Raw genomic sequence first — 17226 nt, 5'->3', positions numbered from 1 at the left:
CGCGGTGCTCTCAGCCGAACTGCTGCTCCAGATCCTTCAGTTTCTGTTCCAGCGAGTCGAGCCGGGGGAGTGTCTGGGTGTCGTCCTCGGCGGTGAGGTCGACGGTCCGCGGGTCACTTCCCCGGCTCGAAGCGTCCAGGCTCTTCGAGCTCGAACCGTCCGCCTGCTTCGGGCCGACGGCTTGCAGGGATGGCCGGGGTCGCAGAGGCAGCTGACCCGGCTCTGTTATGGCGGGCTCCGCGACGGCCGGCGCCGCGCCGCCCGCGGCGAGGGCGGGCACGTCCAGCTGTCGGCCGCCCCGTCCACCGCGTCCCCAGACCCGGTTCTGCCGGTTCAGGGCCTTGATACGGGCCCGGTCCAGCTTCTCCTGGTCGCGTCGGCGCAGCCGGTCCTGCTCACGCTCCCTGCGGTCCTCCCGCACCTCGTCCACCGCCTCGTCCAGGGTGCGGACGCCCTCCAGGAGCATCAGCGACCAGGCGCCGAAGGTCTCCCTGGGGGCCCGCAGCCAGCGGACGATGCGGATCTGCGGCAACGGCCGGGGTACCAGGCCCTGTTCGCGGAGCGCGGCGCGGCGGGTCTGCTTCAGGGCGCGGTCGAAGAGCACCGCGGCCGAGAGGGACATCCCCGCGAAGAAGTGCGGAGCGCCCGCGTGGTCCATGCCCCGGGGGGCGTGCACCCAGTTGAACCAGGCGGCGGCCCCGGCGAACGTCCACACCAGCAGCCGGGAGCCGAGCGCCGCGTCTCCGTGGCTCGCCTCCCGTACGGCCAGCACGGAACAGAACATCGCGGCCCCGTCCAGCCCGAACGGGACCAGATACTCCCAGCCTCCGGTGAGGTTCAGGTTCTGTCGGCCGAAGCCGACGAGCCCGTGGAAGGAGAGCGCGGCGGCGACCGCCGCGCAGCAGAACAGCAGGACGTAACTGGCGGTGGCGTACAGCGCTTCCTTGCGTCTGCGGCGCTCCTCGCTGCGTTCCCAGGAGTCGTCGGCCGCGGCCTTGCCGGCGGCACGCTTGCCGCGTGCGACCACCGTCACCGCCGCCATGACCCCCACGAGCAGTACGGCGCCCGGAAGCAGCCAGTCAAGCGATATGTCGGTCAGTCTCATGCGCGGTCCCTTGCGTCACGTAGGGCGTTTCGTGCGCCATCGTGACGGAATTCCCGTCCCGCTCCGGTGGTTTCGGGACAAGAGCACGCCATGGGGGTGGGAGAGGCTATCGATGGGTGGAATCTTCTCGAACGATCACTCGATCGAGCCGGGTCGCGTTCGATTCCGCGTCATCCGGACGGGCGGTGTGGATCAGGAAGCTGCGGCGAGCTTTCGCACCCGGTCCGTGTCACAGGTACGCGGACAGGTCACACAGGTGTCCTCGGGGCGCAGCGTGTAGAAGAGGCAGCAGCTCGCCCGGTCCCGGGTCGGCAGCGACCGGCCGTCGGGTCCGGCCAGCTCGCGGAAGCCGGCGGTGCCGACGTACGGCTTGGTCGTGCCGGGGAGCAGCAGCTCCAGCTCGGCCATGGCGCGGCGCTCCTCGCCCAGCAGATGCGCGACGTACCAGAGGCCCTCGACGATCTCGTCGGTCGCCATCCCCCACAGGGCCCGCTTCCCGCGCCGCATGCGCGGCCCGAAGCCCTCCAGCACCGGACCGAGGTGCTCGGTCAGGGAGGCCAGGACCTCGGCCCGCAGCGCCGCCTCGTCCGCGACGACCCGGGCCCCGGGCAGGGTGGCGGCCGGGTCGTCCGGCAGGCAGGCGAATTCCCGGACCCGCACGGTCAGATGCCCCAGCGCCCGCTGGAAGGCCACGTCCTCCACCGGGATCCGCGGCACCCGGCGCTGCAGGAACCAGGGGACCGTCACCAGGAGACAGGCGGGCCAGGCGTACCGGTGGAGACCGAAGCTCGCCACCACGTCCGGACGGGCCTGCTGCCCGTAGTCACGCAGCACCTGGGCGTCGTCCCAGGCGAGGAAGGCGTCCACGGCGGGGCCACCGGCGGCCAGCTCCGCCGCGCCGACCCAGCCCGCTCCGGACGGGGCCACGGCGTCGCCTTCGAGCACGTCGGCCCGCAGCCCGGGGAACACCTCGGTCAGGCGGGTGTACGCGGCGGTCACGGGGGACGTCGCGGTGCCGGTGAACGGCGGGGAGAGGGTCATGCAGGGGACCACCGAATCGGGATCGTTTGCAGGTAAGGCTTACCTTACCCGATGCCATCGATGTTTGAACCGCAGCCTCCTCCCTCTATCGTGCACAGGAGGTCCGGCGCACGCGAGTCGGCCCGTGGCAGGCGGAGGAGGTCCGGGTGGAGCAGGGCAGCGCGCGCGAGAGCGCACGTCAGGCGTACGCCCTGGGAGCGTTCCCGCGCACCCGGGCGGAAGGCCGGACGCCGGAGTGCCGGGTGCCGGAACAGGCCCGGGGCGAGCGGGCCGGATGCGAGCAGGCGGGAGCCCAACGGACCGGCGGGCGCCCGGCCGAGGGGGAACAGGCGGCCCGGGGCGAGCACACCCACGGTGAGCCTCCCGCGCCGCGCGCCGTCGTCCAGCGCCACTCCGTCCGCGGCCAGATCCTGGACGCCCTGCGCGCCGCCCTCGTCGACGGTGAGCTGGTGCCCGGCCAGGTGTACTCCGCCCCCGCGCTCGGCGCCCGCTTCGGCGTCTCCGCCACGCCGGTGCGCGAGGCCATGCAGCGGCTGGCCGTCGAGGGAGCCGTCGAGGTCGTGCCGAACCGCGGCTTCCGGGTCAGCGAACGCGGCCCCCGCGAACTGGCCGAACTGGCCGAGGTGCGGGCGTTGATCGAGGTCCCGGTGATGCTGGGCCTGGCCCGTACGGTCCCGGCGCACCGCTGGAGCGGTCTGCGCCCGCTGGCGGAGGCCACGGTCACGGCGGCGGCCGTCGGCGACCGGGCCGCCTACGCCGAGTCCGACCGGGCCTTCCACCGCGCGGTCCTCGCGCTGTCGGACAACGAGCAGCTCGTGACCGTCGCCGACGAACTGCACCGACGCTCCCAGTGGCCGCTGGTCTCGGGCCCCGCGACCCGCCGGGCCGACCTGCTGGCCGACGCCTCCGAGCACACCGCCCTGCTCGACGCCCTCGTCTCCCAGGACCTCGCCGTCGTCCAGGCCCTGGTCCGCGAACACTTCGCCGGCGCCGACGGCTGACCGGAGCGGTGTCCGCGGCCCCGGGGCCAGGGCCTGCCCGCAAAGTCGCGTCCGGCCCGCGAAGAGGACGGACGACGATACTTCGCGGACCCTCCCCGGGCGCGACCTGCCTCAGCTCGCCTCGGCGGTGCGCGGGGCCGGGGGGCCCAGGTGGGGCGCCAGCCACGTGGGCACGCCGCCCAGCAGCCGGAACAGCCGGCCTGCCTCGGCCCGCAGCCGCGCCGCCTCCGGCTCCTCCTCCGTCTTCGCGAGGGAGATCAGCGCCGGGGCCGTACCGACCAGGAACCCCAGCTCCTCCCGGATCCGCAGGGACTCCGCGAAGCCGTGCCGGGCCTCGGCCAGCTCCCCCTCGCGCAGGGCGAGCGCCGCCAGATGCCGCCAGGTGGACGAGAGGAGCAGCTCGTCGCCCCGGTTCGCCGCACCGGCGTGCGCCCGGCGGAACGCGGCGCGCGCCGACTGCGGCGACTCCGCGATGTTCTGGGCGATCAGCCCGCGCCGGAAGTCCAGCAGCGGCCGGGCCGGGGACGCGGGCGCCAGCAGCGCCGCCGACCGGCTCAGCGCCACGCTCGCCTCGTCGGCCCGGTCCCGTACCGCCAGGAGGGTCGAGGCGTACGCCAGATGGCCCCGCTCGGAGGCGGCGGACCCGCGCTCGTCATCGCTGCGGGCGATGGCCTCCGCCGTGCGCAGGGCGTCCTCGGCGTCGGTCCAGCCCTCCCCCGTGTAGAGGCACCGCTCGGTCAGCAGCGCGGTGCGCTGGAGAGCGGCGGCCGGTTCCGTGCTCGCGTCGTGCTCCAGCAGTGCGGCCGCGTCCGTCCAGCAGGCGCGTGAGCGCAGCCGCCATACCGCGGTCTGGAGCGGAGGATCGTCATCTGCTGTCGTTCCGGAACCAGACATGGCGGTATGCGCCACATTGCCCTCCCCGAGCGCGCCATTGTGCTGTTGGGTACGGCGCATCTCAGCACGGATTGGCACGCCGGGCCAAGGGGTCCGGGCAATGTCAGGTGAAAGATTTCACAATCGGCCGGGGCGCGACGGGCCCACCGGGCCCCCGTCGCGCGGCCCGAAGGTCAGCTCATGCGCAGGGCGAGGAAGAAGTCGAGCTTGTCCTCCAGGCGCGAAAGGTCACGCCCCGTCAACTGCTCGATCCGCCCGACGCGATAGCGCAACGTGTTGACGTGCAGGTGCAGCCGGGCCGCGCAGCGGGTCCAGGACCCGTCGCAGTCCAGGAAGGCCTCCAGCGTCTCGATCAGCTCCGCCCGATGGCGCCGGTCGTAGTCGCGCAGCGGGTCCAGCAGCCGGGCGGTGAAGGCGCGCCGGACGTCGTCGGGGACGAACGGCAGCAGCAGCACGTGCGAGGCCAGCTCGTGGTGACCGGCCGCGCAGACCCGCCCCGGACGGGCCGCGGCCACCCGGCGGGCGTGCCGGGCCTCCTCCAGCGCGCCGCGCAGCCCTTCGGCGGAATGCACGGCCGCGCTGACACCCAGTGTCAGCCGACCGTCGTCGGCGAGTCCCGCGGAGAGCGGTTCGCGCACGGAGGCGAGCAGCGCGTCGGCGTGCAGCCCGGGGTCCTCGTCCAGGGCGTCGGCGTCCTCGACGTCCGCCCGCGCGGCCTCGCCCGGAGCGCCTTTGCCGGAGCCCGCGGCCGCGGTGGTGGCCGTGGGCAGCGGCACCAGGGCGATGGCCTCCTCGCCCGTGTGGGCGACGGCGATCCGGTCGGCCGAGTCGGGACCGCTGACCGCCGGGTCGACGAGGATCTCCTCCAGCAGCGCCTGGGCCACCGGACCGCTCGCGATGTCGCCCGCGCCGGCCGCCTGGCCCCCGGCGCTCCAGTCGACCCGGGCCACCACGACCTGCCACTGCGGGGCCACGCCGAGGCCGGGCAGCAGGACCGGCGCGGCGACCCGCAGCCTGGCCGCGATCTCGGCGGGGGCGGCGCCCGCCTGGACCAGCTCCAGGACCTCCTGGGCGAGCCTGCGGCGTACCGTACGGGCCGCGTCGCGGCGGTCGCGCTCGACCGCGATCAGCTGGGTGACGCCCTGGAGCAGGTCGAGCCGGGCGGCGGGCCAGTCCGAGGCGTCCGCCTCGACCGCCAGCAGCCAGTCGGAGAGCACCGATTCCCGAACGTCGCGGGCGGCCGGCACCGCGCCCCGGCCGGTGTTCCGGATCGGGAAGAGCGAATACGTCGTGCCGGAGACCGCCGCCCGGTGCGGGCCCCGGCGGCCGGTACGGGTCGCGGCCAGATGGTGCCCGGCCAGCGCCGCGCCCAGCGGTCCGGGCAGCGGGGCGCCCGCCCCCGCGATCTGGCGGCCGGTGGGGGAGAGGACCCAGGCCCGCAGGTCCAGGTCGGAGGTGAGGAGGTCCAGGACCACCTCGGGGCCGCCGCCCGCCGGGCCCGAGGTCATCAGCCGTCGGTGCCGGTCCACCACGGCCGCCAGGTCGCCCGCCCGCTCACCGGATACCTGGCGGACGACGTACTCGGTGATCGTCGCGAAAGCAACGGTCTCGTTCACGGCGAAGAGGGGGAGGCGGTGCTGCGCGCACGCCTCGACCAGATCGCCGGGGATGTCGCCGAGCTCCGCCTCGCCGGCCGCGAGACCGGCCACCCCGGCGCCCGCCAGGATGCGGACGAACGGTTCGGAGTCCGCCGCGTCCCGGCGCCAGGCGAGCCCCGTGAGCACCAGCTCCCCGCCGGAGAGATAGCGGCTGGGATCGCGCAGGTCGGTCGTCATGACGCCCCGGACCGAGCGATCCAGCTCGTCCTCGCCGCCGAGCAGCCGCAGGCCCAGCGCGTCGTTCTCCAGCAGTGCGCGCAGCCGCATCTCGTCGCCGCCGATCTTTCCGTAGGGGAGCAGGTGAAGTTCGTGAAGGAGCAGGTGGGGGTGGAAGTGGGTGAAGGAGGGCGTGGGGTGGGGGAGCCGTGAGGGATACGGGTATCTGTTGATTGCGGCGAGGTTACTGATTCCCGCCATTCGTTCGAATCTACAAGACGAGGGCGGACACCAGCCAACTCCTTCAGTGTTTCGGTGACTGCACCGGTAGGAGCAGGGCTTGTGTACTGGGCCACACACCACGTGAACACCATATGAACGAGCCAGTCGAGGGCCGGCCGTCCCCAGCCCCCCGGCGAACGACCCGATTGAGAAGAAGAGAGCCACTCATGGACTTCCTTCGCCCCGCCAGCTGGGAGGAGGCGCTCGCCGCCAAGGCCGAGCACCCCACCGCTGTGCCCATCGCGGGCGGCACCGATGTGATGGTCGAGATCAACTTCGACCACCGGCGGCCCGAGTACCTCCTGGACCTGAACCGCATCGGTGAGCTGTCCGAGTGGGAGGTGGGCCAGGAGAGCGTGCGGCTCGGCGCCTCCGTGCCGTACAGCAGCATCATGGAGCACCTGCGCACCGAGCTGCCCGGTCTGGCGCTCGCCTCGCACACCGTCGCCTCCCCGCAGATCCGCAACCGCGGCGGCGTCGGCGGCAACCTCGGCACCGCGTCGCCGGCGGGTGACGCCCACCCGGCCCTGCTCGCGGCCGACTGCGAGGTCGAGGCCGAATCCGTACGCGGAACGCGGCTGATCCCCATCGACGCCTTCTACACCGGGGTCAAGCGCAACGCCCTGGCGCCGGACGAGCTGATCCGCGCCGTGCACATCAGGAAGGCCGACGGACCCCAGCAGTACTCCAAGGTCGGCACCCGCAACGCCATGGTCATCGCCGTCTGCGCGTTCGGCATCGCCCTGCACCCCGAGACCCGCACCGTGCGCACCGGCATCGGCTCGGCCGCCCCGACCCCGGTCCGGGCCAAGGAGGCCGAGGAGTTCCTGAACGCCGCGCTCGATGAGGGCGGGTTCTGGGAGAACGGCAAGATCATCACCCCCGCGATCGCCCAGCAGTTCGCCACCCTCGCGGCCGGCGCCTGCAACCCGATCGACGACGTGCGCGGCACGGCGAAGTACCGCAGGCACGCGGTCGGCATCATGGCCCGCCGCACGCTCGGCTGGACCTGGGAGCAGTACCGCGGCGCGGGCCGCACGCTGGAAGGAGCTGCGTAACCATGCGAGTCAATTTCACGGTCAACGGCCGTCAGCAGGAAGCAGACGACGTGTGGGAGGGCGAGTCCCTCCTGTACGTCCTGCGCGAGCGCATGGGCCTGCCCGGCTCCAAGAACGCCTGCGAGCAGGGCGAGTGCGGATCCTGCACCGTCCGCCTCGACGGCGTACCGGTCTGCGCGTGCCTCGTCGCCGCCGGCCAGGTCCAGGACCGCGAGGTCGTCACCGTCGAGGGCCTGGCCGACTACGCCAAGCACCGCGAGGACGCCCACCCCGGCGGCGGCTGCGCCTCCGGCGCCTGCGGCACCAGCCTGGACGCCGCCAAGCGCTGGCAGTCCAGGCCCACCGACGGCCAGACCGGCGAGGCCGTCGAGCTCTCCCCGATCCAGCAGGCGTTCATCGACGCGGGAGCCGTCCAGTGCGGCTTCTGCACCCCCGGCCTCCTGGTCGCCGCCGACGAGCTGCTGGAGAACACCCCCTCGCCGTCCGACCAGGACATCCGTGAGGCGCTCTCCGGCAACCTCTGCCGCTGCACCGGCTACGAGAAGATTCTCGACGCGGTCCGCCTCGCGGCCGCCCGTCAGGAAGAGGCGGTCCAGTCATGACGACGACACCCCGGGCCCGGACCGCACCGGCCGGCACGCCCACCAAGATCACCCAGGGTTCGCCCACCAAGGGCGGCATCGGCGAGTCCACGCTCCGCCCCGACGGCACCCTCAAGGTCACCGGGGAGTTCGCCTACTCCTCCGACATGTGGCACGAGGACATGCTCTGGGGCCAGACGCTGCGCTCCACCGTCGCGCACGCCGAGATCGTCTCCATCGACACCTCCGAGGCGCTGGCGACATCCGGCGTCTACGCCGTGATGACCTACGACGACCTGCCCGCCGAGATGAAGAACTACGGCCTGGAGATCCAGGACACCCCCGTTCTCGCCCACGGCAAGGTCCGCCACCACGGCGAGCCGGTCGCCATCGTGGCCGCCGACCACCCGGAGACCGCGCGCCGCGCCGCCGCCAAGATCAGGATCGAGTACCGCGAGCTGCCCCTCATCACCGACGAGGCCTCGGCGACCGCTCCCGACGCCGTGCTCGTGCACGAGGGCCGCGACGACCACCACATCGGCCACGTCCCGCACCCCAACATCGTGCACCGCCAGCCGATCATCCGCGGCGACGCCGACGAGGCCGCCAAGCGGGCCGACGTCATCGTCACCGGCGACTACACCTTCGGCATGCAGGACCAGGCCTTCCTCGGCCCCGAGTCCGGCCTCGCGGTGCCCTCCGAGGACGGCGGCGTCGAGCTGTACGTCGCCACCCAGTGGCTGCACTCGGACCTCGGCCAGATCGCCCCCGTCCTCGGCCTGCCCGAGGAGAAGGTCCGGATGACGCTCTCCGGCGTCGGCGGGGCCTTCGGCGGCCGCGAGGACATCTCGATGCAGATCCACGCCTGTCTGCTGGCGCTCCGCACCGGCAAGCCGGTCAAGATCGTCTACAACCGGTTCGAGTCCTTCTTCGGACACGTCCACCGGCACCCGGCGAAGCTCCACTACGAGCACGGCGCCACCAAGGACGGCAAGCTCACGCACATGAAGTGCCGCATCGTCCTGGACGGCGGGGCCTACGCCTCCGCCTCCCCGGCGGTCGTCGGCAACGCCTCCTCGCTCTCGGTCGGCCCGTACGTCATCGAGGACGTCGACATCGAGGCGATCGCGCTCTACACCAACAACCCGCCCTGCGGCGCGATGCGCGGCTTCGGCGCGGTCCAGGCGTGCTTCGCCTACGAGGCGCAGATGGACAAGCTCGCCGCGAAGCTGGGCATGGACCCGGTGGAGTTCCGGCAGCTCAACGCCATGGAACAGGGCACCCTGCTGCCCACCGGACAGCCCTGCGACTCGCCGGCCCCGGTCGCCGAACTGCTGCGCCGGGTCAAGTCCCGGCCGCTGCCGCCCGAGCAGCAGTGGCTGGCGGCGGGCAGCGAGGGCACCTCCGTCGACGTCCGCGCGCTGCCCGGCGGGCTCTCCAACACCACCCACGGCGAGGGCGTCGTGCGGGGTGTCGGCTACGCGGTCGGCCTGAAGAACGTCGGCTTCTCCGAAGGCTTCGACGACTACTCCACCGCCCGGGTCCGGATGGAGGTCATCAACGGCGAACCGGTCGCGACCGTGCACACCGCGATGGCCGAGGTCGGCCAGGGCGGCGTCACCGTCCACGCCCAGATCGCCCGTACCGAACTCGGCGTCAACCAGGTCACCATCCACCCCGCCGACACCCGGGTCGGCTCCGCCGGGTCCACCTCAGCCTCCCGCCAGACGTATGTCACCGGCGGCGCGGTCAAGAACTCCTGCGAAGCCGTACGCGAGAAGGTCCTGGAGCTGGGCCGCACCAGGTTCGGCACCTACCACCCGGCCTGGGCCACCGCCGAACTCCTCCTGGAGGGCGGCAAGGTCGTCACCGACGGCGGCGAGGTGCTGGCCGATCTCGCCGACGTCCTGGAGGACGAGGCGATCGACATCGAGCTGGAGTGGCGCCACCGGCCCACCGAGGCGTTCGACCTGCGCACCGGACAGGGCAACGGCCACGTCCAGTACTCCTTCGCCGCGCACCGCGCGGTCGTCGAGGTCGACACCGAACTGGGCCTGGTCAAGGTCATCGAACTGGCCTGCGCCCAGGACGTCGGCAAGGCGCTCAACCCGCTCTCCGTCCTCGGCCAGATCCAGGGCGGCACCCTCCAGGGCATGGGCGTCGCCGTGATGGAGGAGATCATCGTCGACCCGAAGACCGCGAAGGTGCGCAACCCGTCCTTCACGGACTACCTCCTGCCCACCATCCTCGACACGCCGACCATCCCCGTCGACGTGCTCGAACTCGCCGACGAGAACGCCCCGTACGGGCTCCGCGGCATCGGTGAGGCCCCCACCCTGTCGTCCACCCCGGCCGTCCTCGCGGCGATCCGGAACGCGACGGGTCTCGAGCTCAACAGGACGCCGGTGCGGCCCGAACACCTCACCGGCACCTGAGAGACCCGCCGGGCGACCTCCCACCGGTCGTCGCCCGGCGGCCTTCCGGGGCCCGTCGTCACCTTCCCGCCCGCCGGGCGACGACAGGCCCTGCCCCCCGAACTCTCCGGGCGGTGCGCAGCGCCGAGAACGTCACACTTTTCCGCACCCCGCACCGTCCGGAGGCAGCAAGTACCGCACCGCTCGCGGTTCTTCGCCGTGCCGCGCGCACGGCAACGCCTCACGGACCCTCCGTGCCGCCGGCACATCCGTTCTGCTTCAACAGTCCGTCCCGGCCGTCCCCGGGTCGTGCAGCCGACGCAGTCATCCCAAATCCCGCATTCAGGAATCTCCAAGCGGGTGCCCCTGTGAACCTTGGGAGTCAGGCATCATGACCCAGCAGTCAGTGGAACCGAAGACCAGCGCGGAGGCCGCGGGCCCCGGCTCGCGCGTCCCCGCCGGAAGATCATGGCTCGACCGGTACTTCCACATATCCGAACGAGGATCCACCGTCGCGCGCGAGCTGCGCGGCGGCGTCACGACCTTCATGGCCATGGCGTACATCCTCCTGCTCAACCCGCTGATCCTGGGCGGGGAGGACGTCAACGGCAACCTCCTCAGCCAGCCCGGCCTGATCACCGCGACCGCGTTCGCGGCGGCCGCGACGACCCTGCTCATGGGCTTCGTCGGGAAGGTGCCCCTGGCGCTCGCCGCCGGGCTCAGCGTCTCCGGTGTGCTCGCCTCGCAGGTCGCGCCCAACATGACCTGGCCGCAGGCCATGGGCATGTGTGTGATCTACGGTGTGGTGATCTGCCTCCTGGTGGTCACCGGCCTCCGCGAGCTGATCATGAACGCGATCCCGCTCGCGCTCAAGCACGGCATCACCATGGGCATCGGGCTCTTCATCGCCCTCATCGGCCTCTACAAGGCCGGATTCGTCCACCAGGGCGCGGCGACCCCGGTCTCCCTCGGTCCGGCCGGTGAACTCGCCGGCTGGCCCGTCCTGATCTTCTGCGTGACGCTCCTGCTCATCTTCATGCTCCAGGCGCGCAACATCCCCGGCGCGATCCTGATCGGCATCGCCGTCGGCACCCTGGTCGCGATCGTCATCAACGCGATCGTCGACATCGACCCCAAGAAGTGGAGCAGCGGCCCGCCGGAGCTGGAGGGCAGCGCGGTCTCCGCACCCGACTTCTCGCTCTTCGGGAACGTCGAGTTCGGCGGCTGGGGAGACGTCGGTGTGATGACGGTCGGCATGATCGTCTTCACCCTGGTGCTGGCCGGCTTCTTCGACGCCATGGCCACCATCATCGGCGTCGGCACCGAGGCCAAGCTCGCCGACGACAAGGGCCGCATGCCGGGCCTCTCCAAGGCGCTGTTCATCGACGGCGCCGGCGGCGTCATCGGCGGCGTCGCCTCGGGCTCCGGCCAGACGGTCTTCGTGGAGTCGGCCACCGGCGTCGGCGAAGGCGCCCGGACCGGGCTCGCCTCCGCCGTCACCGGACTCTTCTTCGCCGCCTGCCTCTTCTTCACCCCGCTCACCGCGATCGTGCCGACCGAGGTGGCCTCCGCCGCCCTCGTCGTCATCGGCGCGATGATGATGCAGAACGCCCGGCACGTGGACTGGAGCGACCGCTCGGTCGCCATCCCGGTCTTCCTGACCGTGGTCCTGATGCCCTTCACGTACACCATCACCACCGGTGTCGCCGCGGGCGTCATCGCGTACAGCGCCATCAAGCTCGCCCAGGGCCGGGCCCGCGAGGTCGGGGCCTTCATGTGGGGGCTGACGGTGATCTTCATCGTCTTCTTCGCCCTCAACCCCATCGAGAGCTGGCTGGGCGTCCACTGACGCCCGGGCCCCCTTCCACGCCTAAGGAGATACGCCATGCTGGACATCGCCGAAGAGCTGCACCGGTGGGTCTCGCAGGGACGCGAGTTCGCCGTCGCCACCGTCGTGGCGGTCGGCGGCAGCGCGCCCCGGCAGCCAGGAGCCGCCCTCGCCGTCGACCGCGACGGCACGGCCATCGGTTCGGTGTCCGGCGGATGCGTGGAGGGGGCCGTCTACGAACTGTGCCAACAGGCCCTGGACGACGGGAAATCCGTCCGCGAGCGCTTCGGCTACAGCGACGAGGACGCCTTCGCGGTCGGTCTGACCTGCGGCGGCGTCATCGACATCCTGGTGACACCGGTACGCGACGACGACCCCGCCCGCCCGGTGTTCGCCGCCGCGCTCGCGGCCGCCGCGGAGGGGACGGCGGCCGCGCTGGCGCGGGTCACGGACGGACCCGGCGAACTGCTCGGACTCCCGCTCCTGGTCCGCGCCGACGGCAGCCACGAGGGCGGGCTCGGCGGCCATCCGGCGCTCGACCGGACCGCCGCAGCCGAGGCCCGCGCCCTGCTGGACGCGGGCCGCACCGGGCCGCTCGCCATCGGCGCGGAGGGATCGCGCTGCGGCCGGCCGATCGAGGTGCTGGTCGAGTCCAGCGTTCCGCCGCCCCGCATGATCGTGTTCGGCGCCATCGACTTCGCCGCCGCGCTGGTCCGCGCCGGGAAGTTCCTCGGCTACCGGGTCACCGTCTGCGACGCCCGCCCGGTCTTCGCCACCGCGGCACGCTTCCCCGAGGCCGACGAGATCGTCGTCGACTGGCCCCACCGCTACCTCGCCGAGACCGCGACCGACGCGCGCACCGTGCTCTGCGTCCTCACCCACGACGCCAAGTTCGACATCCCGCTGCTGGAGGCCGCCCTGCGCCTCCCGGTCGCCTACGTCGGCGCGATGGGCTCCCGCCGCACCCACCTGGACCGCAACGACCGACTGCGCGAGGTCGGGCTCACCGACCGTGAACTGGCCAGGTTGCGCTCGCCGATCGGCCTCGACCTCGGCGCCCGTACGCCGGAGGAGACGGCCCTGTCCATCGCCGCCGAGATCGTCGCGGTCCGGCGCGGCGGCAGCGGCGTACCGCTCACCGGGGCGCACACCCCCATCCATCACGACAGCAGCGGACAGCCGCTCGCCTCGGTGGCCTGAACCGCCCGTCAAACATCCTGTCCACCCCGGGCGGGTTGCCGCCACGGCGGTTTCCCGCCCGTCGGATACGCAGCGGTCGCCCCGGATCTACCGGTAGATCAGCTGCATGACTTCTTCCCCCTCCTCCGTTCCCGGCCGGGCGAGATCCGCTCGCCCGGGACGCAGAGCCCTGCTCCTGGCGACCTCGGCGGCCCTGCTGGGCGGCATGCTGGTCCCCTTCGCGGGCGCCGCCGGCGCGCCCCCGTACCCCGCGCGGAAACCCCGCGCTCCGACGTACGCACCGAGAGCCACACCGTCACCCTGGTCACCGGTGACGTCGTGCGCTACGTGGACGGCCCCGGCGACCAGGACACCGTCACCGTGGACCGCCCCGAGGGCGCGGAAGGCGGTGTCCGCATCCAGCAGGCGGGCGAGGACGTGTACGTCCTGCCCGACGAGGCCACCACGCTGATCGCGTCCGGCGTCCTGGACCGGCGGCTGTTCAACGTCTCGGCCCTGGTGCGGATGGGCTACGACGACGAGGGCACCGGCTCCGTCCCGCTCATCGCCACCTATCCGCCCGCCCGCGCCAAGGCCCTGCCCGCCGCCCCGCGCGGTGCGAAGAAGGTCCGCACCCTCGCATCCGTCAACGGGGCCGCGCTCACGGCCGACAAGGACGACGCGCGGACGTTCTGGAGCGCCGTCACCCGTCCCGACAAGGCCCGCTCGCTCGACGGCGGGATCGCGAAGCTCTGGCTGGACGGCCGCTCCCAGGCGCTGCTGACCGAGTCGGTCCCGCAGGTGGGCGCCCCGCGGGCGTGGGCCGACGGCTTCGACGGCAAGGGCGCCAAGGTCGCCGTCCTGGACACCGGCATCGACGCCGACCACCCGGACGTCAAGGACCGCGTCGTCGGCGCCCGCAGCTTCGTCCCGGGCGAGGAGGTCGACGACAAGAACGGTCACGGCACGCACGTCGCCTCCACCATCGCCGGATCCGGCGCCGCCTCCGACGGCGCCAACAAGGGCGTCGCCCCGGCCGCCGACCTGCTCGTCGGCAAGGTCCTCGGCGACGAGGGCTCCGGCGCGGACTCCGGGATCATCGAAGCCATGGAGTGGGCCAAGGCCGAAGGGGCCGACGTCGTCTCCATGAGCCTCGGCTCCCCGGTGCCCGACGACGGCGCCGACCCGATGTCCCAGGCCGTGAACTCCCTCTCGGCGGACGGCGGCCCGCTCTTCGTGATCGCCGCCGGCAACGCGTACGGGGCGGGCACCATCGGCTCGCCCGGCTCCGCGGAACAGGCGCTCACCATCGCCGCCGTCGACAAGCGGGACGGTCGCGCCGGCTTCTCCTCGATGGGGCCGCTCGTCCGCTCCCACGGCCTGAAGCCCGACCTGTCGGCCCCCGGCGTCGACATCAACGCGGCGGCCTCGCAGTCGATCCCCGGCATCGAGGGCATGTACCAGTCGTTGTCCGGCACCTCGATGGCCACGCCCCATGTCGCGGGCGCCGCGGCGATCCTGAAGCAGCGTCACCCCGACTGGTCCGGTCAGCGCGTCAAGGACGCGCTGATGACCTCGTCCGAGAAGCTCGACGCCTACACCCCGTACGAGCAGGGCACCGGCCGGCTCGACGTGAAGGCGGCGATCGACACGACGGTCGAGGCCACCGGCTCGGTCGAGGTCGCCTCCTACGACTGGCCGCACAGCCCGTCCGACCAGGTAGCCGAGCGCACCATCACCTACCGCAACGCGGGTGACACGGACATCACGCTGAACCTGGCCACCGACACGGACGAGGCGGCGTACACCCTCTCCACCGACACCCTGACCGTCCCGGCCGGCGGCACCGCCGAGGCGGTCCTGTCCCTGGACCCGGCGAAGGTCGCCAACGACACCACCTTCTCCGGCCAGGTCGTCGCGACCGACGCGGCGGGCACCATGGTCGCGCACACCGGCTTCGCGCTCACCAAGGAGAAGGAGCTGCACGACCTGACGGTGAAGCTCCGCGACCGCTCGGGCAAGCCGATGGACGGCGTCGTCGTCCTCGCCGAGCTGGGCGACCCGCAGCTCGGCCTCGTCCAGGTCAGCGGCGGCGAGACCACCCTGCGCCTGCCCCCCGGCAACTACACCTCCTGGGCCTCCGTGGACATCGACGGCGACCGCCCCGACTCCAGGGCCGTCGCGTTCCTCGCGGCCCCCGAGACGATCCTGAACGGCTCCACCACCGTCACCCTCGACGCCTCCAAGGCCCGCAAGATCGACGTGCGCACCCCCAAGGAGACGGAGACCCGCCAGCTCCGCTACGACATGGCACGCACCGCCCCGGACGGCACCGTCCAGCGTGACGCGTTCCAGATGCCGCTGACGTACGACCAGCTGTGGGCGAGCCCCACCAAGAAGGTCACGCAGGGCAGCTTCAGCTTCCTGACCCGCTGGCGACAGGGCGAGGAGCTGATCGACGTCGAGGCCGACGGCCGTGACGTGCCGGTCTTCGTCCAGGGCGGTGCGGCGGTCGCCGAGGACAGCAGCCGGAAGCTGAAGGCCGTGTACGCGGGCCAGGGCACGCCGGCGGACTACCGGGGGGTGAACGCGCGCGGCAAGGCGGTCGTCATCACCCGCAGCGCCGCCGTCGCCCCCGCCGAACGCCTCGCGGCCGCGCTGGCGGCCGGGGCCGATGCCCTGTTCGTCGTCAACGACGAGCGCGGCGTGGCGATGGAGAGCTACACCCCGTGGGGTGAGCAGACCACGATTCCCGTCGCCTCCGTCCAGAGGTCCGCGGGCGAGAGCCTGATCCGGGCGGCGCAGCGCGGAAAGAAGGTCCAGGTCGACCAGAAGAGGTTCGCGGACTACCTGTACGACCTGGTGGACCGCCACGACGGCACGATCCCGGACCGCTCGCTGGCGTTCGCCCCCTCGACGCGTCAGCTCGCCGAGGTGGAGAACACCTTCTACGGCCACGAGAAGACGCTCGGCGGCGGCTACCGCTACGACATCCCGGACTACGGGCCCGGCCTCGGCTTCGAGGAGTACGAGCAGTTCCCGGACGTCCGCACCGAATGGGTCAACCCGCTGCCGGGCGACTCCTTCTGGTACGAGAACCACGCGGTCCTGGACGCGGAGCAGTCCGGCCCGGCGCACGAGATGCGCAGCGCCGAGCTGGACTACCGGGCGGGCGAGGACTACCGCGCCGAGTGGTTCGCCCCGGTGGTCCGCCCCCGTCTCGGCACCGGCTACTGGGGTCCGTTCCGTACGGCCTCCAACGACCTCCAGTTCAACATCACCCCGTGGACGGACGCGGGCGCGGGCCACTCCGGCTCGATGCCCGAGGACGAGTACGACACCACCTCCTACGCCTTCTACCAGGGCGACAAGGAGCTGAAGAAGGGTGCGGGCAGGGCCGGTTACGTCTGGGACCTCGCCGCGGAGAAGCTCCCGTACCGTCTGGTCATCGACTCGCAGCGGGACGCGGAGACCTGGAAGACGTCGACCCGCACCCACTCCGAGTGGGGCTTCGTCTCCGGCGCGCTGGACGAGGGCGCGTACCAGGCCGACATCCCGATGCTCCAGCTGGACTACGCCGTCGACACCGACCTGGCGGGCGAGGTCCGGGCCGGCCGCTCGACGGAGATCGGCCTCTCCTCCGCCACCCAGGAGTGGCTGCCGGGAGCGGTGAAGGCGGACAAGGCCTCGCTGTCGGTCAGTTACGACGACGGCAAGCACTGGTCGAAGGTGGACCTCCGCAAGGAGAAGTCCGGCGAGTGGGCCGCCACGTTCCGCACCCCGTCGAAGGGCGCGACCTCGGTCTCGCTCAAGGCGCACGCGGAGGGCCCCGGCGGGCTCGTCGTCGACCAGGAGATCATCCGGGCCTTCGGCCTGAAGTGACCTGCTGACGTGGTCCCGCACTCCCCTCGGGGGGTGCGGGACCACGTGCGCCAGTGAGCCGATTTGTATACCCCGTAGGGGTAGTTGACCCGGAAGTGGGCCGGGCTCTAGTCTCTTCCTTGTGAACGAGATACCCCCCGGGGGTAT

The 17226-nt window shown here is 72.3% G+C and carries 10 protein-coding genes and 1 pseudogene; 7 read left to right on the top strand and 4 right to left on the bottom strand.

Going from position 1 to position 17226, the window contains the following annotated elements; all coding sequences use genetic code 11:
* Nucleotides 1–10 precede the first annotated feature (10 nt).
* Entirely contained in the window at nucleotides 11–1105 is a 1095-nt protein-coding gene (locus AC3CH1_RS05745; RefSeq protein ID WP_488461861.1) for a DUF2637 domain-containing protein, read from the bottom strand.
* Nucleotides 1106–1297: 192 nt separating this feature from the next.
* Nucleotides 1298–2146, bottom strand: coding sequence for a (2Fe-2S)-binding protein (locus AC3CH1_RS05740; protein WP_488461860.1), 849 nt, complete (start codon nucleotides 2144–2146; stop codon nucleotides 1298–1300).
* 146 nt (nucleotides 2147–2292) lie between these two features.
* On the opposite strand from AC3CH1_RS05740, the gene AC3CH1_RS05735 reads away from it, so the two are divergent.
* Nucleotides 2293–3147, top strand: coding sequence for a GntR family transcriptional regulator (locus AC3CH1_RS05735; RefSeq protein WP_488461859.1), 855 nt, complete (start codon nucleotides 2293–2295; stop codon nucleotides 3145–3147).
* 111 nt (nucleotides 3148–3258) lie between these two features.
* Here the strand turns inward: AC3CH1_RS05735 and AC3CH1_RS05730 are convergent, their stop codons facing one another.
* Nucleotides 3259–4041 carry a hypothetical protein gene (locus AC3CH1_RS05730; RefSeq protein WP_488461858.1) on the bottom strand — a complete coding sequence of 261 codons (783 nt, stop codon included), beginning with the start codon at nucleotides 4039–4041 and terminating at the stop codon, nucleotides 3259–3261.
* Between the two features lie 173 nt (nucleotides 4042–4214).
* Complete coding sequence (locus AC3CH1_RS05725) at nucleotides 4215–5966, bottom strand: PucR family transcriptional regulator (RefSeq protein ID WP_488462156.1); 1752 nt, start codon at nucleotides 5964–5966, stop codon at nucleotides 4215–4217.
* Between the two features lie 338 nt (nucleotides 5967–6304).
* On the opposite strand from AC3CH1_RS05725, the gene AC3CH1_RS05720 reads away from it, so the two are divergent.
* From AC3CH1_RS05720 to AC3CH1_RS05695, 6 genes and pseudogenes are all read left to right on the top strand, one after another.
* A complete protein-coding gene (locus AC3CH1_RS05720; RefSeq protein ID WP_488461857.1) occupies nucleotides 6305–7195 on the top strand; it encodes an FAD binding domain-containing protein in 891 nt (296 codons plus the stop codon).
* Between the two features lie 2 nt (nucleotides 7196–7197).
* Nucleotides 7198–7797, top strand: coding sequence for a (2Fe-2S)-binding protein (locus tag AC3CH1_RS05715; protein WP_018956779.1), 600 nt, complete (start codon nucleotides 7198–7200; stop codon nucleotides 7795–7797).
* Nucleotides 7794–10211, top strand: a complete 2418-nt coding sequence (gene pucD / locus AC3CH1_RS05710) for a xanthine dehydrogenase subunit D (RefSeq protein ID WP_488461856.1) — start codon at nucleotides 7794–7796, stop codon at nucleotides 10209–10211. The genes AC3CH1_RS05715 and pucD overlap by 4 nt, the downstream gene beginning before the upstream one ends.
* 370 nt (nucleotides 10212–10581) lie before the next feature.
* A complete protein-coding gene (locus AC3CH1_RS05705) occupies nucleotides 10582–12039 on the top strand; it encodes an NCS2 family permease (protein WP_488461855.1) in 1458 nt (485 codons plus the stop codon).
* Between the two features lie 36 nt (nucleotides 12040–12075).
* Entirely contained in the window at nucleotides 12076–13218 is a 1143-nt protein-coding gene (locus AC3CH1_RS05700; RefSeq protein ID WP_488461854.1) for an XdhC family protein, read from the top strand.
* A 205-nt stretch (nucleotides 13219–13423) separates the two neighbouring features.
* Nucleotides 13424–17079 (top strand): annotated as a pseudogene (locus tag AC3CH1_RS05695) (S8 family serine peptidase).
* The last annotated feature ends 147 nt before the right edge of the window (nucleotides 17080–17226 follow it).

The organism is Streptomyces sp. MGP-P1 (assembly GCF_057766565.1).
The sequence above is the reverse complement of the archived record's forward strand: the minus strand, read 5'-3'. Positions and strand labels throughout refer to the sequence as shown.